This window comes from Klenkia sp. PcliD-1-E (genome assembly GCF_024124375.1).
GTDB lineage: Bacteria > Actinomycetota > Actinomycetes > Mycobacteriales > Geodermatophilaceae > Klenkia.
Map to the genome: position 1 here is coordinate 16,866 of NZ_JAMXRZ010000034.1, position 18,578 is coordinate 35,443.

General features: G+C 76.1%; 16 protein-coding genes. 2 read left to right on the forward strand and 14 right to left on the reverse strand.

The genetic code is table 11. The features are described from left to right. Positions 1 to 5: 5 nt before the first annotated feature. Genes menC through NH342_RS09030 form a run of 8 tightly spaced genes read right to left on the reverse strand, consistent with a single transcriptional unit; the run spans position 6 to position 9,826 of the window. Positions 6 to 1,145 (reverse strand): o-succinylbenzoate synthase, encoded by a 1,140-nt coding sequence (gene menC / locus NH342_RS08995; protein WP_253013885.1) that lies wholly within the window; start codon positions 1,143 to 1,145, stop codon positions 6 to 8. Next, positions 1,136 to 2,005, reverse strand: a complete 870-nt coding sequence (locus tag NH342_RS09000; RefSeq protein ID WP_253013887.1) for a GNAT family N-acetyltransferase — start codon at positions 2,003 to 2,005, stop codon at positions 1,136 to 1,138. The genes menC and NH342_RS09000 overlap by 10 nt, the downstream gene beginning before the upstream one ends. Continuing rightward, entirely contained in the window at positions 2,002 to 3,102 is a 1,101-nt protein-coding gene (locus NH342_RS09005; RefSeq protein WP_253013889.1) for a M20 family metallopeptidase, read from the reverse strand. Before NH342_RS09005 ends, NH342_RS09000 begins: the two co-directional genes overlap by 4 nt. Beyond that, positions 3,099 to 3,842, reverse strand: a complete 744-nt coding sequence (locus NH342_RS09010; RefSeq protein ID WP_253013891.1) for an ABC transporter ATP-binding protein — start codon at positions 3,840 to 3,842, stop codon at positions 3,099 to 3,101. The genes NH342_RS09005 and NH342_RS09010 overlap by 4 nt, the downstream gene beginning before the upstream one ends. After that, positions 3,839 to 5,815 (reverse strand): dipeptide/oligopeptide/nickel ABC transporter permease/ATP-binding protein, encoded by a 1,977-nt coding sequence (locus NH342_RS09015; RefSeq protein ID WP_253013893.1) that lies wholly within the window; start codon positions 5,813 to 5,815, stop codon positions 3,839 to 3,841. Before NH342_RS09015 ends, NH342_RS09010 begins: the two co-directional genes overlap by 4 nt. Then, a complete protein-coding gene (locus NH342_RS09020; protein ID WP_253013895.1) occupies positions 5,815 to 6,822 on the reverse strand; it encodes an ABC transporter permease in 1,008 nt (335 codons plus the stop codon). Before NH342_RS09020 ends, NH342_RS09015 begins: the two co-directional genes overlap by 1 nt. 4 nt (positions 6,823 to 6,826) lie before the next feature. Then, entirely contained in the window at positions 6,827 to 8,398 is a 1,572-nt protein-coding gene (locus NH342_RS09025; RefSeq protein ID WP_253013897.1) for an ABC transporter substrate-binding protein, read from the reverse strand. A 27-nt stretch (positions 8,399 to 8,425) separates the two neighbouring features. Then, a complete protein-coding gene (locus NH342_RS09030) occupies positions 8,426 to 9,826 on the reverse strand; it encodes a serine hydrolase (protein WP_253013899.1) in 1,401 nt (466 codons plus the stop codon). Positions 9,827 to 9,944: 118 nt separating this feature from the next. Between NH342_RS09030 and NH342_RS09035 the strand changes: the two genes are divergently transcribed. Both NH342_RS09035 and NH342_RS09040 read left to right on the forward strand, forming a co-directional pair. After that, positions 9,945 to 13,262: a serine hydrolase gene (locus tag NH342_RS09035; RefSeq protein ID WP_253013901.1), complete on the forward strand. Its 3,318-nt coding sequence runs from the start codon at positions 9,945 to 9,947 to the stop codon at positions 13,260 to 13,262. Next, a complete protein-coding gene (locus tag NH342_RS09040) occupies positions 13,262 to 14,743 on the forward strand; it encodes an amidohydrolase family protein (RefSeq protein WP_253013903.1) in 1,482 nt (493 codons plus the stop codon). Before NH342_RS09035 ends, NH342_RS09040 begins: the two co-directional genes overlap by 1 nt. Here the strand turns inward: NH342_RS09040 and NH342_RS09045 are convergent, their stop codons facing one another. The 6 genes from NH342_RS09045 to NH342_RS09070 form a co-directional block, all read right to left on the reverse strand. Then, positions 14,744 to 15,229, reverse strand: coding sequence for a GNAT family N-acetyltransferase (locus tag NH342_RS09045; protein WP_253013905.1), 486 nt, complete (start codon positions 15,227 to 15,229; stop codon positions 14,744 to 14,746). After that, entirely contained in the window at positions 15,226 to 15,723 is a 498-nt protein-coding gene (locus NH342_RS09050) for a hypothetical protein (RefSeq protein WP_253013907.1), read from the reverse strand. Before NH342_RS09050 ends, NH342_RS09045 begins: the two co-directional genes overlap by 4 nt. Positions 15,724 to 15,780: 57 nt before the next feature. Then, positions 15,781 to 16,443 (reverse strand): trans-acting enoyl reductase family protein, encoded by a 663-nt coding sequence (locus tag NH342_RS09055; RefSeq protein WP_253013909.1) that lies wholly within the window; start codon positions 16,441 to 16,443, stop codon positions 15,781 to 15,783. A 58-nt stretch (positions 16,444 to 16,501) separates the two neighbouring features. Next, positions 16,502 to 17,413 (reverse strand): glycine betaine ABC transporter substrate-binding protein, encoded by a 912-nt coding sequence (locus NH342_RS09060; protein WP_253013911.1) that lies wholly within the window; start codon positions 17,411 to 17,413, stop codon positions 16,502 to 16,504. A 53-nt stretch (positions 17,414 to 17,466) separates the two neighbouring features. Further along, positions 17,467 to 18,387: a proline/glycine betaine ABC transporter permease gene (locus NH342_RS09065; protein WP_253013913.1), complete on the reverse strand. Its 921-nt coding sequence runs from the start codon at positions 18,385 to 18,387 to the stop codon at positions 17,467 to 17,469. Continuing rightward, positions 18,380 to 18,578 (reverse strand): hypothetical protein (locus NH342_RS09070; RefSeq protein ID WP_253013915.1); only part of this gene is annotated, 199 nt, incomplete at its 5' end. The genes NH342_RS09065 and NH342_RS09070, both read right to left, overlap by 8 nt.

Genomic DNA, 18,578 nt, shown 5'->3' on the forward strand with positions numbered 1-18,578 from the left:
CGACGTTACTGACCCGTCCGGTTCGTCAGCGGCAACCACTCGCGCCAGGTGGTCACCTCCTCGAGCACCTCGGGCACCGGGGTGACGCCCGTGCCCGGCCCCGTGGGCACGTCGAGGTGCCCGTCGGCCAGCACGAAGGGCTCGGTGAGGTCGGTGCGGTAGTAGCGGTCCGACGCCGAGGTGTCCCCGGGCAGGGTGAAGCCGGGCAGGGCGGCCAGCGCCACGTTGGCGGCCCGGCCGAGCCCGGTCTCCAGCATCCCGCCGCACCACACCGGGACCCCGTGGGCCGCGCACACGTCGTGGATCCGCCGGGCCTCCAGGTACCCCCCGACGCGGCCCGGCTTGACGTTGACGATCGAGCACGCGCCCAGGGTGATCGCCTCGGCCGCGGCGCGCGCCGAGGTGATCGACTCGTCCAGGCAGACCGGGGTGGTGATCTGCCGGGCCAGGGCCGCGTGGCCCAGCACGTCGTCCTCGGGCAGCGGCTGCTCGACCAGCAGCAGGTCGAAGGGGTCCAGCCGGGCGAGGTGGCGGGCGTCGGCGAGGGTGTAGGCGGTGTTGGCGTCGACCTGCAGCAGCACGTCGTCGCCGAAGCGCTCGCGCACCGCCCGCACCGGCTCGACGTCCCAGCCGGGCTCGATCTTGAGCTTGATCCGCACGTAGCCCTGGTCCAGGTACTGGCCCACGGCGTCCAGCAGCTCGGGCACCGAGTCCATGATCCCGACCGACACCCCGCAGGGCACCCGGTCGTGCACCGCACCCAGGTGCCGGGACAGCGGGGTACCGCCGGCCCGCAGCTCGGCGTCGAGCACCGCCAGCTCCAGGGCGGCCTTGGCCATCCGGTGCCCGTGCACCGGGGCCAGCACCTGCGCGACCGACGCGGCGTCGACCCGGCCGGCGGCGGCCAGCCGGGGCACCAGGAAGCGGCGCAGCACGTCGACCGCACCGTCCACGTACTCCTCGGAGTAGAGGGGGTCCGACATCGTCACGCACTCCCCCCACCCCTCGGCGGCACCGGTGACCACCCGCACCAGCAGCACGTCGCGGTGGGTCTGGGTGCCGAACGAGGTGCGGAACGGCGCGACGAGGGGCAGCCCCACCCGCCGCAGCTCGATCCCCTCGACCGGTGCGTCGATCAGCTCCACGGTGCTCTCTCCCCTGTCCTGGGCCGGTGCAGCACGTACCGCCCGGCGCGGTCGAACCCGGTGATCCGTCCGCCGTCGGCCAGCACCGGGTGCAGCACGGACCGCACGGCGGTGCGCCACTGCCCGGCCAGCGCCGGGTCGGTGCGCCGCAGCGACTCGATGTCGCGCGGCACGGCCACCAGCAGCACCGGGGCGTCGGTGCTCCCGGGCACCGGCGCACCGGCGGGCGAGCACCCCAGTGCGACCACCGCCCCGGGCGGCGCGGTCGGTCCGGGGGCCTGCCCCCGGCAGGCGGCGACCACCTGCGGGGCGCTCAGCTCCCAGCGCACGAGCAGGCGGTCGGTCTCGTCGGCGCCGTTGATCGCGTCGCGCATGCCGCCGTAGTGGTCGGGCAGGTAGGCCACGGCGTCGGCGCCCAGCTTGCCGGTGTTGAACCAGGCGTTGCGGGCGACCAGCGGGTCGAAGGTCCAGGTGACCTCGCCGACGCCGCGGGCCAGCGACCAGGCCCGCTGGTGCAGCTTCAGCGCGAACCCGACGCTGCGCCCACGCACCGCGCCGGACACCCCGGCGATGTGGCTGTGCAGCGACCCGGCGGCCGGCTCGGCGAAGAAGCCCACGCAGGCCCCCACCAGGTCGGGGCCGTCGAAGGCACCGGCCACGTAGCTGCCCGCGGTGGCCAGTGCACGCAGCAGCTCGGTGCTCAGCGGCGGGCTGTCCGCCCGCTGCCAGATGGCCCCCAGCAGCGCGGTCACCGCGGTCAGGTCGGGCACCGAGGTCACGGACCGGACGTGCACACCGGCCGCCCGCCCGGCCTGCTCCGCGGTCAGCAGCGCGTCGTCGACCGCCGTCGGCACCGTCATCGGGGGTCCCCCTCCTCGGCGAGCAGGTCGACCAGCAGCGCGGTCAGCAGCGCCCGGCGCGGGGCGAGCTCGGCCACCAGCACGTGCTCGTCGTCGGCGTGCGCGCCGCCGCCGACCGCGCCGAGGCCGTCGAGCGTGGGGACGCCGACCCCGGCGGTGAAGTTCCCGTCGGAGGCCCCGCCGACCGCCGCGCCCCGCAGCTCGGGCAGGCCCAGCCGGCGGGCGACCTCGGCGGCGCGGTCGAAGAGGTGGGTCGCGGTCTCCATCGGCGGCCGGTTCGGCCCGCCGGTGACCTCGACCCGGGCCCCGGGCAGCACCGGGCGCAGGGCGCGCACGGCGGCGTCGACCCGGTCCTGCTCGGCGGCGTCGGGCACCCGCACGTCGACGGCGACCCAGGCCTGCGCCGGCACGGTGTTGCTGACGGTGCCGGCCGACGACGCGGTCGGGGTGACCGTCGTCCCGCGCCCGGGGTCCCCGAGCGCCGCCAGCGCGAGCACCTGGTGGGCCAGCTCGACCCCGGCGTTGACCCCGTCGCCGGGGGCGAGGCCGGCGTGCGCGGCCCGGCCGGTGACCGTGACCCGGTACAGCGAGACGCCTTTGCGGGTGGTCTTGAGCGCGCCGCCGTCCGCGGCCGCCTCGAGCACGAGCGCGGCCCGGCAGCCCCGCGCCTCGTCCTCGATCAGCGCGCGGGAGGACGGCGACCCCAGCTCCTCGTCGCCGGTGACCAGCACGGTCACCCCCGACGGGTCCTCCAGCGCGGCGACGGCCGCGAACGCGACCACCAGGCCGGCCTTCATGTCCACGCTGCCGGGGCCGCGCAGCACGCCGTCGACGACCGTGGACGGGTGCGTGGCCAGCGACCCGACCGGCCAGACGGTGTCGTGGTGGCCCAGCACCAGCACCCGCGGCGGCCCCCCGCCCAGCCGCCAGCGCAGGTGGGTGCGCCCCTCGAGGACGATCCGCTCCGGCTCGGCGCCCAGCCACCGCGACCCGACCCGGGCGACCACGTCGGCGCTGCGGGCGACGGCGGCCAGGTCGTCCGACGGCGACTCGCAGGAGACCAGCTCGTGGACGTCGGCCAGCAACGGGTCGGTCACCGCACACCTGCCGGGACCGCGGCCAGCAGCTCGCGGGTGTACTCGTGGGCCGGGTCGCCGAGCACCTGCTCGGCCGGGCCCTGCTCGACGACGCGGCCGGCCCGCATCACCGCGATGGTGCCGGCCACGTAGCGCACGACCGCCAGGTTGTGCGAGATGAACAGCATCGAGGTGCCCAGCTCGCGCTGCAGCCGGCGGACCAGGTTCAGCACGGTGCCCTGGATGGACACGTCCAGCGCCGAGGTGATCTCGTCGGCCACCACCACCTCGGGCCGGGCGGCCAGCGCCCGGGCCACCGCGACCCGCTGGCGCTGCCCGCCGGAGAGCTGCCCGGGGTAGGACCGCGCGCGGGTCGGGTCGAGGTCGACCAGCTCGAGCAGCCGCAGGACCTCCGCGCGGCGCTGCGCCCGCGGGGTGCCGCGGGGCACGGCCTCGGCGATGCTGTCGCCGATCGTCATCCGCGGGTCCAGCGAGGAGTACGGGTCCTGGAAGACCATCTGCACCGGGCGGCGACCGGGGCGGGTGGGCACCGGCTGCCCGTCCAGCAGCACCGCTCCACCCGTCACCGGGGCCAGCCCGACCGCGGCCTTGGCCAGCGTCGACTTCCCCGAGCCGGACTCACCGACCAGGCCGACCACCGCGCCGTCGGGCACGACCAGGCTCACGCCGTCGACGGCGGTGTGCCCGGTGCGGGCGTTGCCGTAGCGCACCGTCACGTCGTCGAACACCAGCTCGCTCACGCGACCTCCTCCCGTCCGGCGCCGGCGGCCGCCAGCTGCTCGTCGAGGGCCCCGTCCGCCACCTCGTCGGCGTGCCAGCACGCCACCCGCCGTCCGTCCGCGTCGGCGACGAGCGGCGGGTCCTCGGCCCGGCAGCGGTCCGAGGCCAGCGGGCAGCGGTCGGCGTAGGCGCACCCCGGCGGCTGCGCCGCCGGGTCGACCGGCCGGCCGGGGATGACCGGCAGCGGCGCGTCGAGGTCGACCGACATGTCCGGCACCGTCGCCACCAGCGCGCGGGTGTAGGGGTGCCGGCCGGCGGCCAGCTGCCCGGCGGGCAGGTCCTCCACGACGCGCCCGGCGTACATCACCAGGACCCGGTCGCACACCTCGCGCACGACCGCGACGTCGTGGCTGATCAGCAGCAGGGCGACGTCCTCGGAGCGGCGGATCGCGGCGAGCAGGTCGAGCACCGAGCGCTGCACGGTGACGTCGAGGGCCGTGGTGGGCTCGTCGGCGACGATCAGCGCGGGCTCGCCCATGAGCCCCATGCCGATCATCGCCCGCTGCCGCATGCCGCCGGAGAACTCGTGCGGGTACTGCCGGGCCCGGCGCTCGGGCTCGGGTACCCGCACGCTGCGCAGCCGGTCCACGGCCCGGGCCAGCCCGGCGGCGCGGGAGAGCCCCTGGTGCCGGCGGACGCCCTCGGCCAGCTGGTACCCGATCCGCCGGGTGGGGTTCAGCGACGTCATCGGGTCCTGGAAGACCATCGCGAACCCGGTGCCCAGCAGCGCACGGTGCGTGCGCTCGCCGCCGCTGCGCAGGTCGGTGCCCTGGAAGTCCAGCCGGGCGGCGGTCACCTCGCCGGGCGCCTCGACCAGGCGAGCGAGGGCCAGCGCGGTCAGCGACTTGCCCGACCCCGACTCGCCCACCACGCCCACGGCCTCGCCGCGGCCGACCGAGAAGGTCACCCCGCGCACCGGCCGGACCGCGCCGCGCGCACCGGGGAAGGACACCGAGAGGTCCTCCACGTCCAGCACGGGCTGCCCGTCCACCGGACCCCGCTCGGTCGGGGGCTGCTCGCCCGTCCCGGGAGCCCGGCGGCGGCGCACGGCCCCGGTGGCCGAGGTGAGCCCGATGCCCTTGGCCACGGCCTCGCCGAACAGGTTGAACGCCAGGCCCGCCACGACGATGGCCAGGCCGGGGGCCAGCGCCGCCTCGGGGTGCCGGTAGATGCCCGACAGGCCGTCCTGCAGCAGCCGCCCCCAGTCGTAGTCCGGCGCCTGCACGCCCAGCCCGAGGAACGACAGGCCGGCGAAGGCCAGCAGGGCACCGCCGGCGCCGATGGTGGCGTTGACGACCAGCGGCTCGGCGATGTTGGGCAGCACGTGGCGCAGCAGCACGCGGACGCGGCCGACGCCGGCGACCCGGGCGGCGAGCACGTAGTCCCGCGACGCCACGCCGGCGGCCAGCGTCGAGGTCAGCCGGGCGAACACCGGGGCGCCGGCCACGCCGATGGCGAGCACCGCGCCGGTGGCACCGACGCCGAACACGATGGCGAAGAACAGCGCCAGGAGCAGGCCGGGGAAGGCCACGGCGATGTCGATGCCCGCGGTGACGAGCCGGCCGGCGCGGCGGCCCAGCAGCAGCGGGGCCGCACCCAGCAGCATGCCCAGCGCGACGGTGAGCAGCGTGGCGGTCAGCGCCAGCCGCACCGACAGGCCGGTGGCCACCATCGTGCGGGCGAACAGGTCGCGGCCCAGGTTGTCGGTGCCCACCAGGTGCGCGGCCGAGGAGCCCTGCAGGATCGCGTCGGTGTCGACGGCCTCGGCCTGCGCCCCCCACACGAACGGCGCGACGACCGCGAGCAGCAGCACCGCGGCCAGCAGCACCCCGGCGCCGATCCCGACCGGGGTCCGCAGCACGGAACCCCACCGGCCCCGGGCGGCCGGTCCGTCGGCGACGGGGACGAGCACCCCGGGGGTCATGGTGGTCATCAGCTCTCCCGGATGACGGAGCGCGGGTCCAGCAGGGACAGGACGACGTCGACGACCAGGTTCACCAGCAGCACGCCGGCGCCGTAGACCAGCACGACGCCCTGCACGACGGGGTAGTCCTTCTCCAGGATGGAGGAGACGATGGTCGACCCCAGGCCCGGCCAGGAGAAGACGTTCTCCACCAGCACGGTGCCGGCCACCAGCGCCGACAGCAGCAGCCCGCCGAGGGTGATGGAGGCCGTCAGCGCGTGCGGCAGCGCGTGGCCGAGGTACACCTGCCAGGCCGGCAACCGCTTGGCCCGCGCCGTCCGCACGTGGTCGGTGCGCAGTGCGGTGAGCATCTCGACCCGCACGATGCGGGCCAGGGCGGCCGCCGGGCCGAGGGCCAGCGCCAGGACCGGGAGCACGTAGGAGGACGGGCCGGTGCGCCCGGCCACCGGCAGCCAGCCCAGGGTGACGCTGAAGACGTAGACGAAGCCGACGCCGAGCACGAAGTCGGGCACCGCGCCGAGCACCGTGCTGGCCGAGGAGAAGGCCAGCTCGCCGCCGCGCCGCCGCCCACCCCGGGTGAGCACGCCCATCGCCGCCCCGACCGGCACGGCGAGCGCGACCACGACAAGGAAGGCCAGCAGCGCGAGCTCCAGCGTGGCCGGCAGGCGCTGCCCGATGATCCGTGAGACCGGCAGCGACGACCCCAGCGACGAACCGAGGTCGCCGGTCAGCACACCCCGCAGGTAGTCCAGGTACTGCTCCCACAGCGGCCGGTCCAGCCCGAGGGAGGCCCGGCGGGCGGCGACCAGGGCGGCCGGTGCGGTCGGCCCCAGGGCCGCCCGCACCGGGTCGCCCGGGATCAGGTGCAGGATCAGGAACGACGCCGTCACCAGGACCCACAGCGACACCAGCAGCCGGCCGGCGCGGCGCGCCGCGAAGGCCAGCCACGGGTTGTCGGCCGGCCGCCGGGGCCGGGTCCCGGTGGTCTCGGCGGTCCCGGTCGTGGCGGCGGTCACCGGCTCAGCCCTGCATGCGGATGCTGGTGGGGATGAGCCCGTCGCCGACCGCGAACTCCGCGCCCGAGCCGAAGTACGTCGACTCCTGGTTGGCGAAGGGGAACACGTCGGCGGAGGAGACGAGGGCGGCCTCGGCCTCCAGCCAGGTGTCGCACCCGTCGGTGCCCTCCATGGTGCTGGCCTGGGCGACGAGGGCGTCGTACTCGTCGTTGGCGATGTGCGCGAAGTTGTTGCCGTCGGGCACGACGGGACCGGAGACGAACGGCACGACCTGGTCGGGGCTGCTGACGTTGAGCTGCACCCAGGCGGCGTCCCAGTCGCCGGACCCGAACAGCGTGCTGATCGAGGCGGTCTCGTCCTGCGGGGTCACGTCGACGGCGACGCCGAGGTCCTGCCAGGCCGCGGTGACCAGCTCGGCGGCGGCCGAGCCGCTGGCGCCCAGCTCGGTGTCGTAGAGGAACGTGATGGCCAGCGGCGCGCCGTCCTTGGCGCGGGTGCCGTCGGGCCCGGCGACCCAGCCGGCCGCGTCCAGGGTCGCGGCGGCGGCGTCGGCGTCGAAGGCCGGCATGGCGCCGGAGACCGAGTCGCCGCCGCACGCCGAGGGGGCCGAGGCGGCGAAGCTGGTGCCCGGGCCACCGCGGTCGGCGCTCAGCACCCGGGCGACCTGGTCGAAGTCCACGGCCTGGGTGAGGGCCAGCCGGACGGCGGGGTCGGCCGCCGGGCGGCCGGCGGTCTGGTTGTACCACTGCTCGCCGAGGACGGCGGTGACGCTGGTGGAGAACAGCCCCGCCGACTGCAGGCGGTCGTAGTCGGGGCCGATGATCTGCGCGGCGTTCACCTCGCCGGACAGCAGCTGGTTGGCCGCGGTGGTCTCGTTCGGCACGATCTGGAACACCACCTGGTCGGGGGTGCCGGTGGTGCTGGTGCTGGCGCCGTCGGGGCCCCAGGTGTAGTCCTCGCGCACCGTGTAGGTGTAGTGGTCGTTCGGCACGGCCTCGGTGAGCTGGAAGGGCCCGGTGCCCAGCGTGGAGTCCGCCAGCGCGTCGCGGTCCGCCAGGCCGGCCGGGCACACCATGGGCACCCCGGCCAGCCCGTTGAGCACGAAGGGCGCCGGCGCAGCCAGGGTCAGGGTGACCGTGCCGTCCTCGTCGCCCGCGGCGGTCGTGCCGTTGGGCACGAACACGCCGAGGAACGGGCTCTGGTTGGCCGGGTCGGCGACGTAGTTGATGTTCTCCGCGGCATCCTCGGCGGTGAACGGCGTGCCGTCGGAGCAGGTGACGTCGGGGTCCATGGTCAGCGTGACCGTCGTCCCGTCCACCGACCAGTCGGTGGCCAGCTGGGAGACGACCTCCCCGTCGGTGTCCAGGCCGAGCAGCGAGTCGTAGGCGAAGTGGGTGATCTGGAACAGCCCGCTGGCCGCGGAGGCCTGGGGGTCCAGGTTGCCCGGGTCGGCGGCGACGGCGAAGACGAAGGTGCCTCCGGAGACGGCCTCGCCCCCGCCCCCGGAGCCGCCGCCGCAGGCGGCGAGCGCGAGGGCGGTGACGCCGAGACCGGCGGCGGTGCGGACGTGCCTCATGCGGGGGTCCTCTCGGGGTGGGGTCGGTCAGGCGCCGGCGCGGCGGACGGCGCGGCCCAGGTGCAGGAAGCGCGCCCGGCCCGAGCCGTCGTCGCCGAGGAAGACGTGCGGGACGTGCAGCCCCATCTGGCCCTGCACCGGGATGAGGGCGTCGGGGCCGAGGCCGACCAGCTCGGTGCGCTCGGGGGTCTCGCCCATCTCCACCAGCGGGTCCTTGGGGACGACCTGGAGCCAGATCCGGTCCTGCTCGTCGGTGCTGACGACGAGGTCGTAGACCAGGCTCTCGTAGGTGCCGGTGACCCGGGTGGCGTCGACGGGTGCGGGGTCGGCGGGCGGGGTGGGCAGGGTGCGGGGCTCGAGGCCGGCGAGCTCGCGCAGCACGTGGCCGACGACGTCGGCGTAGAGGGCGTAGGGGTTGCCGCCGTTGGTGAGCAGCGCAACGGCCAGGTCGTGCTCGGGCACCAGGCGCAGGAACGAGGCCTGACCGATGGTGTTGCCGTCGTGGCCGTGCACGCCGCCGGGGCCGTCGAACAGCTCCCAGCCCAGGCCCCAGGCGTCGCCCAGCACGCGCAGCTCGGGCAGCCGCACCTGCGGCTCGCGCATCGCGGCCGCGGTGCCTGGGGCGAGCACCTGGGTGCCGTCGGGCGCGCGGCCGTCGGCCAGGTGCAGCCGGCCGAAGCCGACCAGGTCGCGGGCCGACATGGCCAGCATCGAGCCGGCCGGGGCGTTGGAGCGCACCATCGCCCAGACCGGGGCGGGCACCTGCTCGGCCCCGGGCGCGGGGGTGACGTGGCCGACGGCGACCCGGTGCACGATCGCCTCGTACGGGCTGGGCGAGGCGGTGGCCAGGCCCAGCGGGGTGATGAGGTGGTCGGTCAGGCACTGGTCGTAGGGCTTGCCGCGCAGCACCTCGACCAGCCGGCCGAGCACGCAGTAGCCGGCGTTGTTGTAGCTGAACAGCTCGCCGGGGGCGAACAGCTGCTCGACCCCGGCGAGCTCCCCCAGGTACGTCTGCAGGGCGTCGTCGCCGCGGCCGGTGTCGGTGAAGACGTCGCCCTCGAACCCGGCCGTGTGCGCCAGCAGCTGCCGCACGGTGATGGCCGCGGCCGCCGACTCGTCGCCCAGCCGCAGGTCGGGCAGGTAGGCGCGCACCGGGGCGTCGAGGTCGACCGTGCCCTCGTCGACCAGCTGCATCACCAGGGTCGCCGTCCACACCTTGGTGACCGAGCCGATCTGGAACACCGAGTCCGGCGTCGCCTCGACCCGGGTCGCGCGGCTGAGCAGGCCGGCGGCGGCCTCGACGACCTCGGTGCCGACGGAGACCGCGACCGCCGCGGCGGGCACGTCGTGCTCGGCCAGCAGGGCCGGCAGCCGCTCCCGCAGCCAGGTCCCGACCTGCTCCACCGTGGTGGTCGTCGCGCTCGTCATGGCGGTGGACGCTAGGGGCGCGCCCCGCACCGCCGTTCGTCCGGGCGGCCGAACCGGGCAGTCCCCGTTCGTCGGTCAGGACGAACCGGCACGTGCACCGCGGCGGCACGATCCGGGCATGGCCCGCCCGCTGCAGCTCGCCGACCTGCCCGCGTTCGCGCTGCCCGGGGAGCCGGCGGTCTCCCCCGACGGGCGCACCGTCGTCTACGTGCTGCGGACCACCGACGCGACCGCCGACGCCGACCGCCGGAGCCTGTGGGTCGTGCGGGCCGGCGCCGGCGGCTGGGACGCACCGCGCCCGCTCACCCACGGCCCGGCCGACACCGCCCCCGCCTTCTCCCCCGACGGCACGGTGCTGGCCTTCCTGCGCGGCGGGGACGACGGGCCGGCCCAGGTGCACCTGCTGCCGATGACCGGTGGCGAACCCGAGCGGGTCACCGACCTGCCCCTGGGCGCCGGGGCACCGGTGTGGCGCCCGGACGGCGGTGCGCTGGCCTTCACCGCGCCCGTGCACCCCGACGGCACCCCCGACGAGCACGCCCCGCTGGTCACCCGCCGGCTCGGTCGGAAGGCCGACGGCGCCGGCCACCTCGGCCGGGTGCGCAGCCAGGTGCACGTGCTCGACCGGTCGACCGGCGAGGTCCGTCAGGTGACCTCGGGAGACCGGCACGCCGGTGCCCCCGCGTGGTCCCCGGACGGCGCGCGGCTCGCCTTCGGCGCCCCCACCGGCGCCGACCCCGACCTGACCGGCTGCTCCGCGGTGCACGTCGTGCCGGCCGGCGGCGGCGAGCCCGCGCCGGTCGGACCGGCCGGGGGCGTGGCCGGCCCGGTCGTGTGGGCCGCGGACGACGTCCTGCTGGTGAGCGGGCAGCAGCGCGTCGAGGTCGGGCACACCCAGCTGCTGCGGCTGGCCCTGGACGACGGGACCGTCACCGACCTGGGCGCAGCCCTGGACCGCAACACCATGCCCGGCGGGCCCGGGTACCCGGGCGGCCCGGCGCAGCTGACCCCGGACGGCCGCCGGGTGGTGTTCTGCGTGCGCGACCACGGCTGCACCCACGTCGTGGCCACCCCGGTCGACGGCTCCGGGACGCCGCACGTGCTGGTCGGCGGGGAGGACGTCGTGGTCTCCGGTCTCGCGGTCGCCGCCGGGGCCGACGTCGCCGCGGTGGTGCTGGCCGACGCCGGCACCTTCGGCGAGGTCGCCGTGGTGCCCCTCGACGGCGGCGAGCCGGTCCGGCTGACCCGGCACACCGCCGGCGCCCTCCCCGACGTCGCCCTCGTGCGGCCGCAGCCGCGGACGTTCGAGGTGTCCGACGGGCGCACCGTGCACGGCTGGCTGCTGCGCGACCCGGCCGCCACCGGCCCCGGGCCGCTCCTGGTCGACGTGCACGGCGGCCCGCACAACGCCTGGACCCCGGCCGCCGACGCGATCCACCCCTACCACCAGGTCATGGCCGGCCGGGGCTGGTCGGTGCTGCTGCTGGACATCCGGGGCAGCGACGGCTACGGCCTGGACCACTACACCGCCGCGGTGGGCCGCTGGGGGGTCGCCGACGAGCGCGACGTGCTGGAACCGCTGGACGCGCTCGTCGCCGAGGGCGTCGCCGACCCCGACCGGCTGGCGCTCACCGGCTACTCCTACGGCGGCTACCTGACGTGCTGGCTCACCGGCCGCACCGACCGGTTCGCCGCCGCCGTCGCCGGCGGCGTGGTCGCGGACCTGACCGGCATGTGGGGCACCTCCGACGTCGGTCCGCTGCTGGGTGGCCTGGAGTGGCCCGACCCGGTCACCGAGCGCGCCGCGCTGGCCGGGGTGAACCCCTGGACCCGGGTCGGCGAGGTCACCACCCCCACGCTGGTGGTGCACGGCGCGGCCGACGAGCGCTGCCCGGCCGGCCAGGCCGAGCTGTGGTTCACCGCGCTGCGCCACCGCGGCGTCCCCACCGAGCTGGTCCTCTACCCGGGGGCCTCCCACCTGTTCGTCGTCGACGGCCGGCCCAGCCACCGGGCCGACCTGAGCCGGCGGATCATCGACTGGACGGAGCAGCACGTGACCACTCCCCCGCTGGACACCGAGCACTGGCAGCAGCGCCTGGACGACCTCGCCGCGGCCCACCAGGTGCCCGGGGCGACCCTGGCGATCCTGCGGCTGGGCCGCGACGGCGGCGCCGACGAGCTGGTGGAGGCCGCCACCGGCGTGCTGAACACCGCCACCGGTGTCGAGGTCACCACCGACTCGGTGTTCCAGATCGGCTCGATCTCCAAGGTCTGGACGGCGACCCTGGTCATGCAGCTGGTCGAGGAGGGGAAGCTCGACCTCGACGCCCCGCTGGTCGAGGTGCTGCCCGACCTGGCCCTGGGCGACCCCGACGTCACCAAGCAGGTGACGATGCGGCACCTGCTCACCCACACCAGCGGCATCGACGGCGACGTGTTCACCGACACCGGCCGCGGCGACGACGTGCTGGAGAAGTACGTGGCCGCGCTGGCCGACGTGGCCCAGAACCACCCGCTGGGCGCCACCTTCTCCTACTGCAACTCCGGCTTCAGCCTGGCCGGCCGGGTGGTCGAGGTGCTGACCGGGAAGACCTGGGACACCGTGCTGCGCGAGCGGGTGGTCGAGCCCCTGGGCCTGACCCGCACCTCGACGCTGCCGGAGGAGGCGATCCTGCACCGGGCCGCCGTCGGCCACGTCAGCGAGGGCCCCGGCCAGCCGTTCGAACCGGTGAGCACGTTCCTGCTGCCGCGCTCGGCCGGCCCCGCCGGGCTGATCAACGCCTCCGCCCGCGACGTCACCGCCTTCGCCCGGGCGCACATGACCGGCGGCGCACCCCTGCTGTCGGCCTCGACCACCACGGACATGCAGGCCGCGCACGCCGAGCTGCCCGACACCCACTCGCTGGGTGACTCGTGGGGCCTGGGCTGGATCCGCTTCGACTGGCACGGCGAGCGCCTCTACGGGCACGACGGCACCACGTTCGGGCAGAACGCCTACCTGCGGGTCGTGCCCGGCGCCGGCCTGGCGGTGGCCCTGCTGACCAACGGCGGGCACACCGCCGACCTGTTCCGCGCGCTCGTGGGCGAGGTGGTGCAGGAGCTGGCCGGGGTGAGGATGGCCGAGCAGATCCAGCCCCCCGAGCAGGCACCCGAGCTGGACCTGTCGCGGTACACCGGCACCTACGAGCGCAGCTCGGTGCGCACCGAGGTCAGCGAGCGGGACGGCGGCCTGGTGCTGCGCATGGTCCCCACCGGCCCGCTGGCCGACGCCCCGGGTCACGCGCCCGAGGAGCTGACCCTGCACGCGGTCGCCGACGGCCTGTTCTGCGCCCAGCCACCGGGCCAGCAGAGCTGGATGGCGGTGACCTTCTACGCGCTGCCCGACGGCAGCGAGTACGTGCACTACGGGGTGCGGGCCAACCCCAGGGTCGGCTGATGCACGACCTGGTCCTGGTGGGCGGGCGGGTCGTCGACCCGGAGACCGGACTGGACGCCGTCCGGGCGGTCGGCATCACCGGCGGCACGGTCACCGCGGTCGACGAGCAGGCGCCGCCGGGCCGGCAGGTCTGGGACGTCACCGGCCAGGTGGTGACGGCGGGCTTCGTCGACCTGCACAGCCACGCCCAGTCGCTGACCGGGCTGCGGCTGCAGGCGATGGACGGCGTCACCACGGCACTGGAGCTGGAGGCCGGCGCCCTGCCGGTGGCGGCCGCCTGCGCCCGGGCCGAGGCGGAGGGCCGCCCGGTCAACGTCGGCTTCTCCGCGGCCTGGACCGACGCCCGGATGCACGTGCTCGACGGCGTGCCGCTGCCCGGGGACGGCGACCTCAGCCTCGACCTGTTCGGTCGGTTCCAGAACGGCCCCCGCTGGCGGGGCCCGGCCACCGACGCCGAGGTCGACCGCATCCTCGGCCTGCTCGACGACGCCCTCGACGAGGGAGCGCTGGGCATCGGCTGCCTGGTCGGCTACGCCCCCGACAGCGGGCGGGCCGAGTACTTCCGCCTCGCCGGGCTGGCCGCCCGCCGCGGCGTGCCCACCTTCACCCACACCCGCTACATCTCCACCGAGGAGCCCGGGACCTCCCTGGAGGGCGCGCTGGAGGTCATCGCCGCCGCGGCCGGCACCGGCGCGCACATGCACATGTGCCACGTCAACTCCACGTCCAACCGGATGGTCGACGAGGTGGCCGGCGCGGTGGAGACCGCCCGCCGGGAGGGGGTGCGGGTGAGCACGGAGGCCTACCCCTACGGCGCCGGTTCCACGGTGGTGGGCGCGTCCTTCCTGGCGCCCGGGGCGCTGCACCGGATGCGGCTGACGCCGTCGTCGATCACCTGGCTGGCGACCGGTGAGCGGATCGCCGACGAGGCGCAGCTGACCCACCTGCGGGCCACCGACCCCGGCGGCCTGGTGGTGGTCCACATGCTCGACGAGGACGACGCGGGCGACCTCGCGCTGCTGGAGCGGTCCTTCGCGCTGCCCGACACCGCGGTGGCCACCGACGCCATGCCGCTGGTCGGCCCGGGCGGGGCCGCCGTCCCCGACGCGTGGCCCCCACCGGCGAGCGCCACCAGCCACCCGCGGACGGCGGGGTCCTACGGGCGGGTGCTGCGCTGGCTGGTGCGCGAGCGCGGTCTGCTCACCCTGACCGAGGCGTTGCGCCGCTCGTCGCTGCTGCCCGCGCAGCTGCTGGAGGAGTCGGTGCCGGCGATGCGCCGCAAGGGCCGGGTGCAGGTCGGTGCGGACGCCGACCTGGTGGTGTTCGACCCGGACACGGTGACCGACCGGGCGACCTACTCCGCGCTGGTGCCCACCAGCGGCTTCCGGCACGTGCTGGTGGCCGGCACCCCGGTGGTGCGCGACGGCGCCGTGGTCGAGGGCGCCCTGCCCGGGAAGGTCGTCCGCCGCGGGGACCGCTGATCAGACGGTGCGCACCATCGCCGTCCGCCGGCCGTACCGGTCCAGGCCCAGCTCGACCTCGTGGGCGAGCAGGGCAGCGATGCCCGGGGTGGGCTCGGCCACCTCCACGAAGCCGTGCCGGGCGTAGAAGGGCCCGTTCCACGGCACGTCGGCGTAGGTGCACAGGGTCACCCGGTCCGCGCCGGCCCCGCGGGCGGCCTCGACGGCGGCGGCGAGCAACGCCGCCCCGATGCCCTGCCGTCCGTGCGCGGGGTCCACCGACAGCTGCTCCAGGTGCACCCCGCCGTCGACCCGCTCCAGGACGGCGAACCCGCGCGGCGGCCGGCCCTCGACCAGCACCCGCCAGGCCGCCGCCCGCTGCTCGGGGGTGGCCGGCGGCGGGAAGTCGGTCATGCCCAGCGGCACGAACAGCTGGTCGGCAGCGCGCTCGACCGCGGCGAGCAGGGGCAGGTCGGCCGGTTCGGCGACCCGCACCGCTGCGCTCACAGCTCGGTGACCTCGTAGGTGTGCCCGGCGGCGCGCAGCCGGTCCACCAGCACGGGGCCGAAGGCCGTCGCCGGGGTCAGCGAACCGGTCCGGTCGGGCAGGTCGTCGAGGGCCAGGGACAGGCCGGCCTCGCCGAGCATGACGGCGGTGGCGTGGTACCCGGGGTCGCCCTGCCCGGCGGCGACCGACCGGTAGCGCCGCCCGGACTCCGTCGTCCCCGTGGTCACCGTGCGGAAGAACCCGGCCCGCCGCGTGGCCTCGTCCGGGCCCTCGCCGGGGGCGGGCAGCACCTTGTCCAGCAGGGCCGCGGTCGGCCCGAACGACATGGCCGGGACCGCGGCCGCCAGCCCGCCGGTGACCGCGGCGGCGGCCAGCGCCCCGCCGATGCCCTTCCCGGTGGCCATGACCTCGCCGTAGGAGAACCCGCGGCCGTAGGCCCAGTCCTGCAGCGCGTTGCTGCGCCGCACCACCCGGGTGTTGAACGGGGCCATCACGAAGGGAGCGGCCCAGCGGCCGTCGGCGGTGCGCGAGGGCGGGGCGGCGTCGCGGGGCTAGCGGGTGGCCGGCTCGGCGGCCCGGTCGGGGCTCAGCGCGTACGGGTGCCCGACCACCCGGCGCAGCTCGGGGCGGTTCTTGACCGCCGCCACCTGCGCGCGCAGCGAGTCGACCGTGCCGCCGGAGAACCCGCCCTTGCCGACGCAGACGGCCTGCACGTCCGTCAGCGCGCCGGCGCCGTCGGCGGCGGCCCGGCGGGCCAGCTCGGCGACGGCGAGGTCGGAGGGGATGGAGTCGTAGCCGCAGGCGTGCACGATCCTCGCGCCCGTGCCGCGGGCGACCTCGTCGGTGGCGTCGATGGCGTCGCGGACGAAGAGCACCTCACCGGTCAGGTCGGCGTAGTGCGTGCCGGCCGCCGCGCACGCCTGCACCAGGGGCAGCCCGTACCGGGCGTAGGGCCCGACCGTGGTGACGACGACCCGGGTGCTGCCCGCGAGCTCGTCGAGGGCGCCGCGGTCGGCGGAGTCGGCGACCAGCACCGGCCAGCCGCGGCCCCGCTCGGGCAGGTCGGCGCGGACCAGCTCGACCTTGGCGCGGGTGCGGCCGGCCAGCGCGATGCGGGCGCCGTCCGGGGCGTGCTCGGCGAGGTGGGCCGCCACCAGGCGGCCGACGAAGCCGCTGGCACCGAACAGGACGAGGTCGTAGGCGCGCTGGCTCACCCGCCCATCCTGCCCCGGGGCCGGGGCCGGCGCCCCGTGGACGCCGGCCCCTGCGGGGTCAGCCGAGCAGGCTGTCCCGGACGTCGGGGTTCTCGTCGAGCCAGGCCTCGACGGCCTCCTCGTAGCGGCCGTCGCCGTACTCGTTGACGACCATGTCCTCCAGCGACCCGTACTGCTCGTCGTCCAGCGACAGGCTGCCCATCAGGTCGGCGACCTCGGGGAACTCCTCGCCGAAGCCGCTGCGGGCCAGCTCGTGCAGGCCCTCGGGGTCACCGAGCGCGCCCTCGGGGTCGGCCAGGTCCTTGACCGGGAACTCGCTGTTGGCCCAGAACGGCCGCCACAGGGTGACCACGATGTCCTCCTGCGCGTCGGTGGCCGACTGCAGCTGGGCGAGCATGGCCGTGGTCGAGGACTCCACCAGCTGGTAGTCCTCCTCCAGCCCGTAGGCCGGCATGACCTCGTCGCGGGTGACCCGGGTCAGCCCGGCACCGGGCTCGATGCCGTAGATCTGGCCGTCGAAGCGGCCCGGGTCGGCGGCCAGGTCGGCGATGGAGTCGATGTCGGTGTACTCGGGGACGGCGAGGGTGAGCACGGCGCCCTGGTAGTAGGCGCCGAGGTCCTCGATGTCGTCGCCGTACTCGTCCATGTAGTCGGCGTGGGTCACCTCGGGCCAGGCCGAGGGGTAGACGTCGACGTCGCCGCCGGCGAGCCCGGCGTAGAGCAGGCCGGCCTCGCTGAGCTCCTGCATCTCCACGTCGTAGCCCCGCTCCTCCAGCACGTGCTGCCACAGGTAGGAGGTCGACAGGCCGTCGGTCCAGGACGGCAGGTAACCCAGGGTCACCGTGCCGCCGTCACCGCCCGCGGCGTCGGCGTCGGCGGTGTCGTCGGAGCCGCCGCAGGCGCTCAGCGCCAGGGCGAGCGCGGCGGCACCGGCGACCAGTCGGGTGGTGCGGGTGGAACGCGAGGTCATGCGGGGGTGGTCCTTCCGTCGTGCGGCCGGGCCGGCGGGTGCCGGACCGGGGTTCAGGGGGTGGTGGCCGGGGTCCGCGCAGCGCGGGTGCGCGACCTGCGGCGGGTGCGCCGGGAGCCGCCGAGCGCGGCGGTGAGGCGGTCCAGCCAGATGGCCAGGACGACGACCGAGAGGCCGGCCTCGAAGCCCACCGCGAGGTCGAGCCGGGAGATGCCGGTGACCACGACCTGGCCGAGCCCGGGGGCGCCCACGATGCCGGCGATCACCGACATCGACAGCGCGAGCATGATCACCTGGTTGACGCCGGCCATGATGGTGGGGCGGGCGAGGGGCAGCTGGATGCCGCGCAGGATCTGCCCCGGGGTGCTCCCGAAGGCGTGCCCCGCCTCGACGACCTCGGCGTCGACGCCGCGGATGCCCAGCTCGGTGAGCCGGACGCCCGGGGGCAGCGCGAAGACGATCGTGGTGATGACACCGGGCACCAGGCCGATGCTGAAGAGCACGACGGCCGGCACCAGGTAGACGAAGGCCGGCATGGTCTGCATGAAGTCCAGGACCGGGCGCACCAGCGCGCTGACCCGGTCGCTGCGGGCCGCGGCGATGCCGACGGGCACCGCGACGGCCGTCGCTACGGCCGCGGCGACCAGCACCAGGGCCAGGGTCTGCATGGCCTGCGGCCACAGCTCCATGCTGATGACCAGGGCGAAGCCCAGCAGCGAGCCGACGCCGAAGCGGACCGAGCGGACCGCGAGGCCCACCCCGGCCAGCACGACGGCGAGCAGCAGCGCCGGGACCGCGGTCAACCCGGCGGTCAGGCCCTCCACGGCCCACTCCACGGCGGCGCTGACCGCGTCGAAGACGACGTCGAAGGTGTCGGTGACCCAGTCGAAGGCGGTCTCCACCGCCTCGCCCACGGGCACCCGGGGCAGCGTGTCCAGCGGACCCGGGTCGGTGGCGGCGAGCAGCTCAGACACCGGCCACCTCCCGCGGCGCGGGAGCGACCGGGTCGGGTCGGGGTCCGTCGGGGGCCAGCGCGGCCAGCAGCGCGGTCAGCGGCAGGACCCCGACCGGCCGGTGGGCCTCGTCGACGACGACCACCGGCCGGCCGCTGCGGGCCGCGGGGGCCAGCAGCTCCGCCAGCGGGGTCGCAGGCGGTACGCAGGCC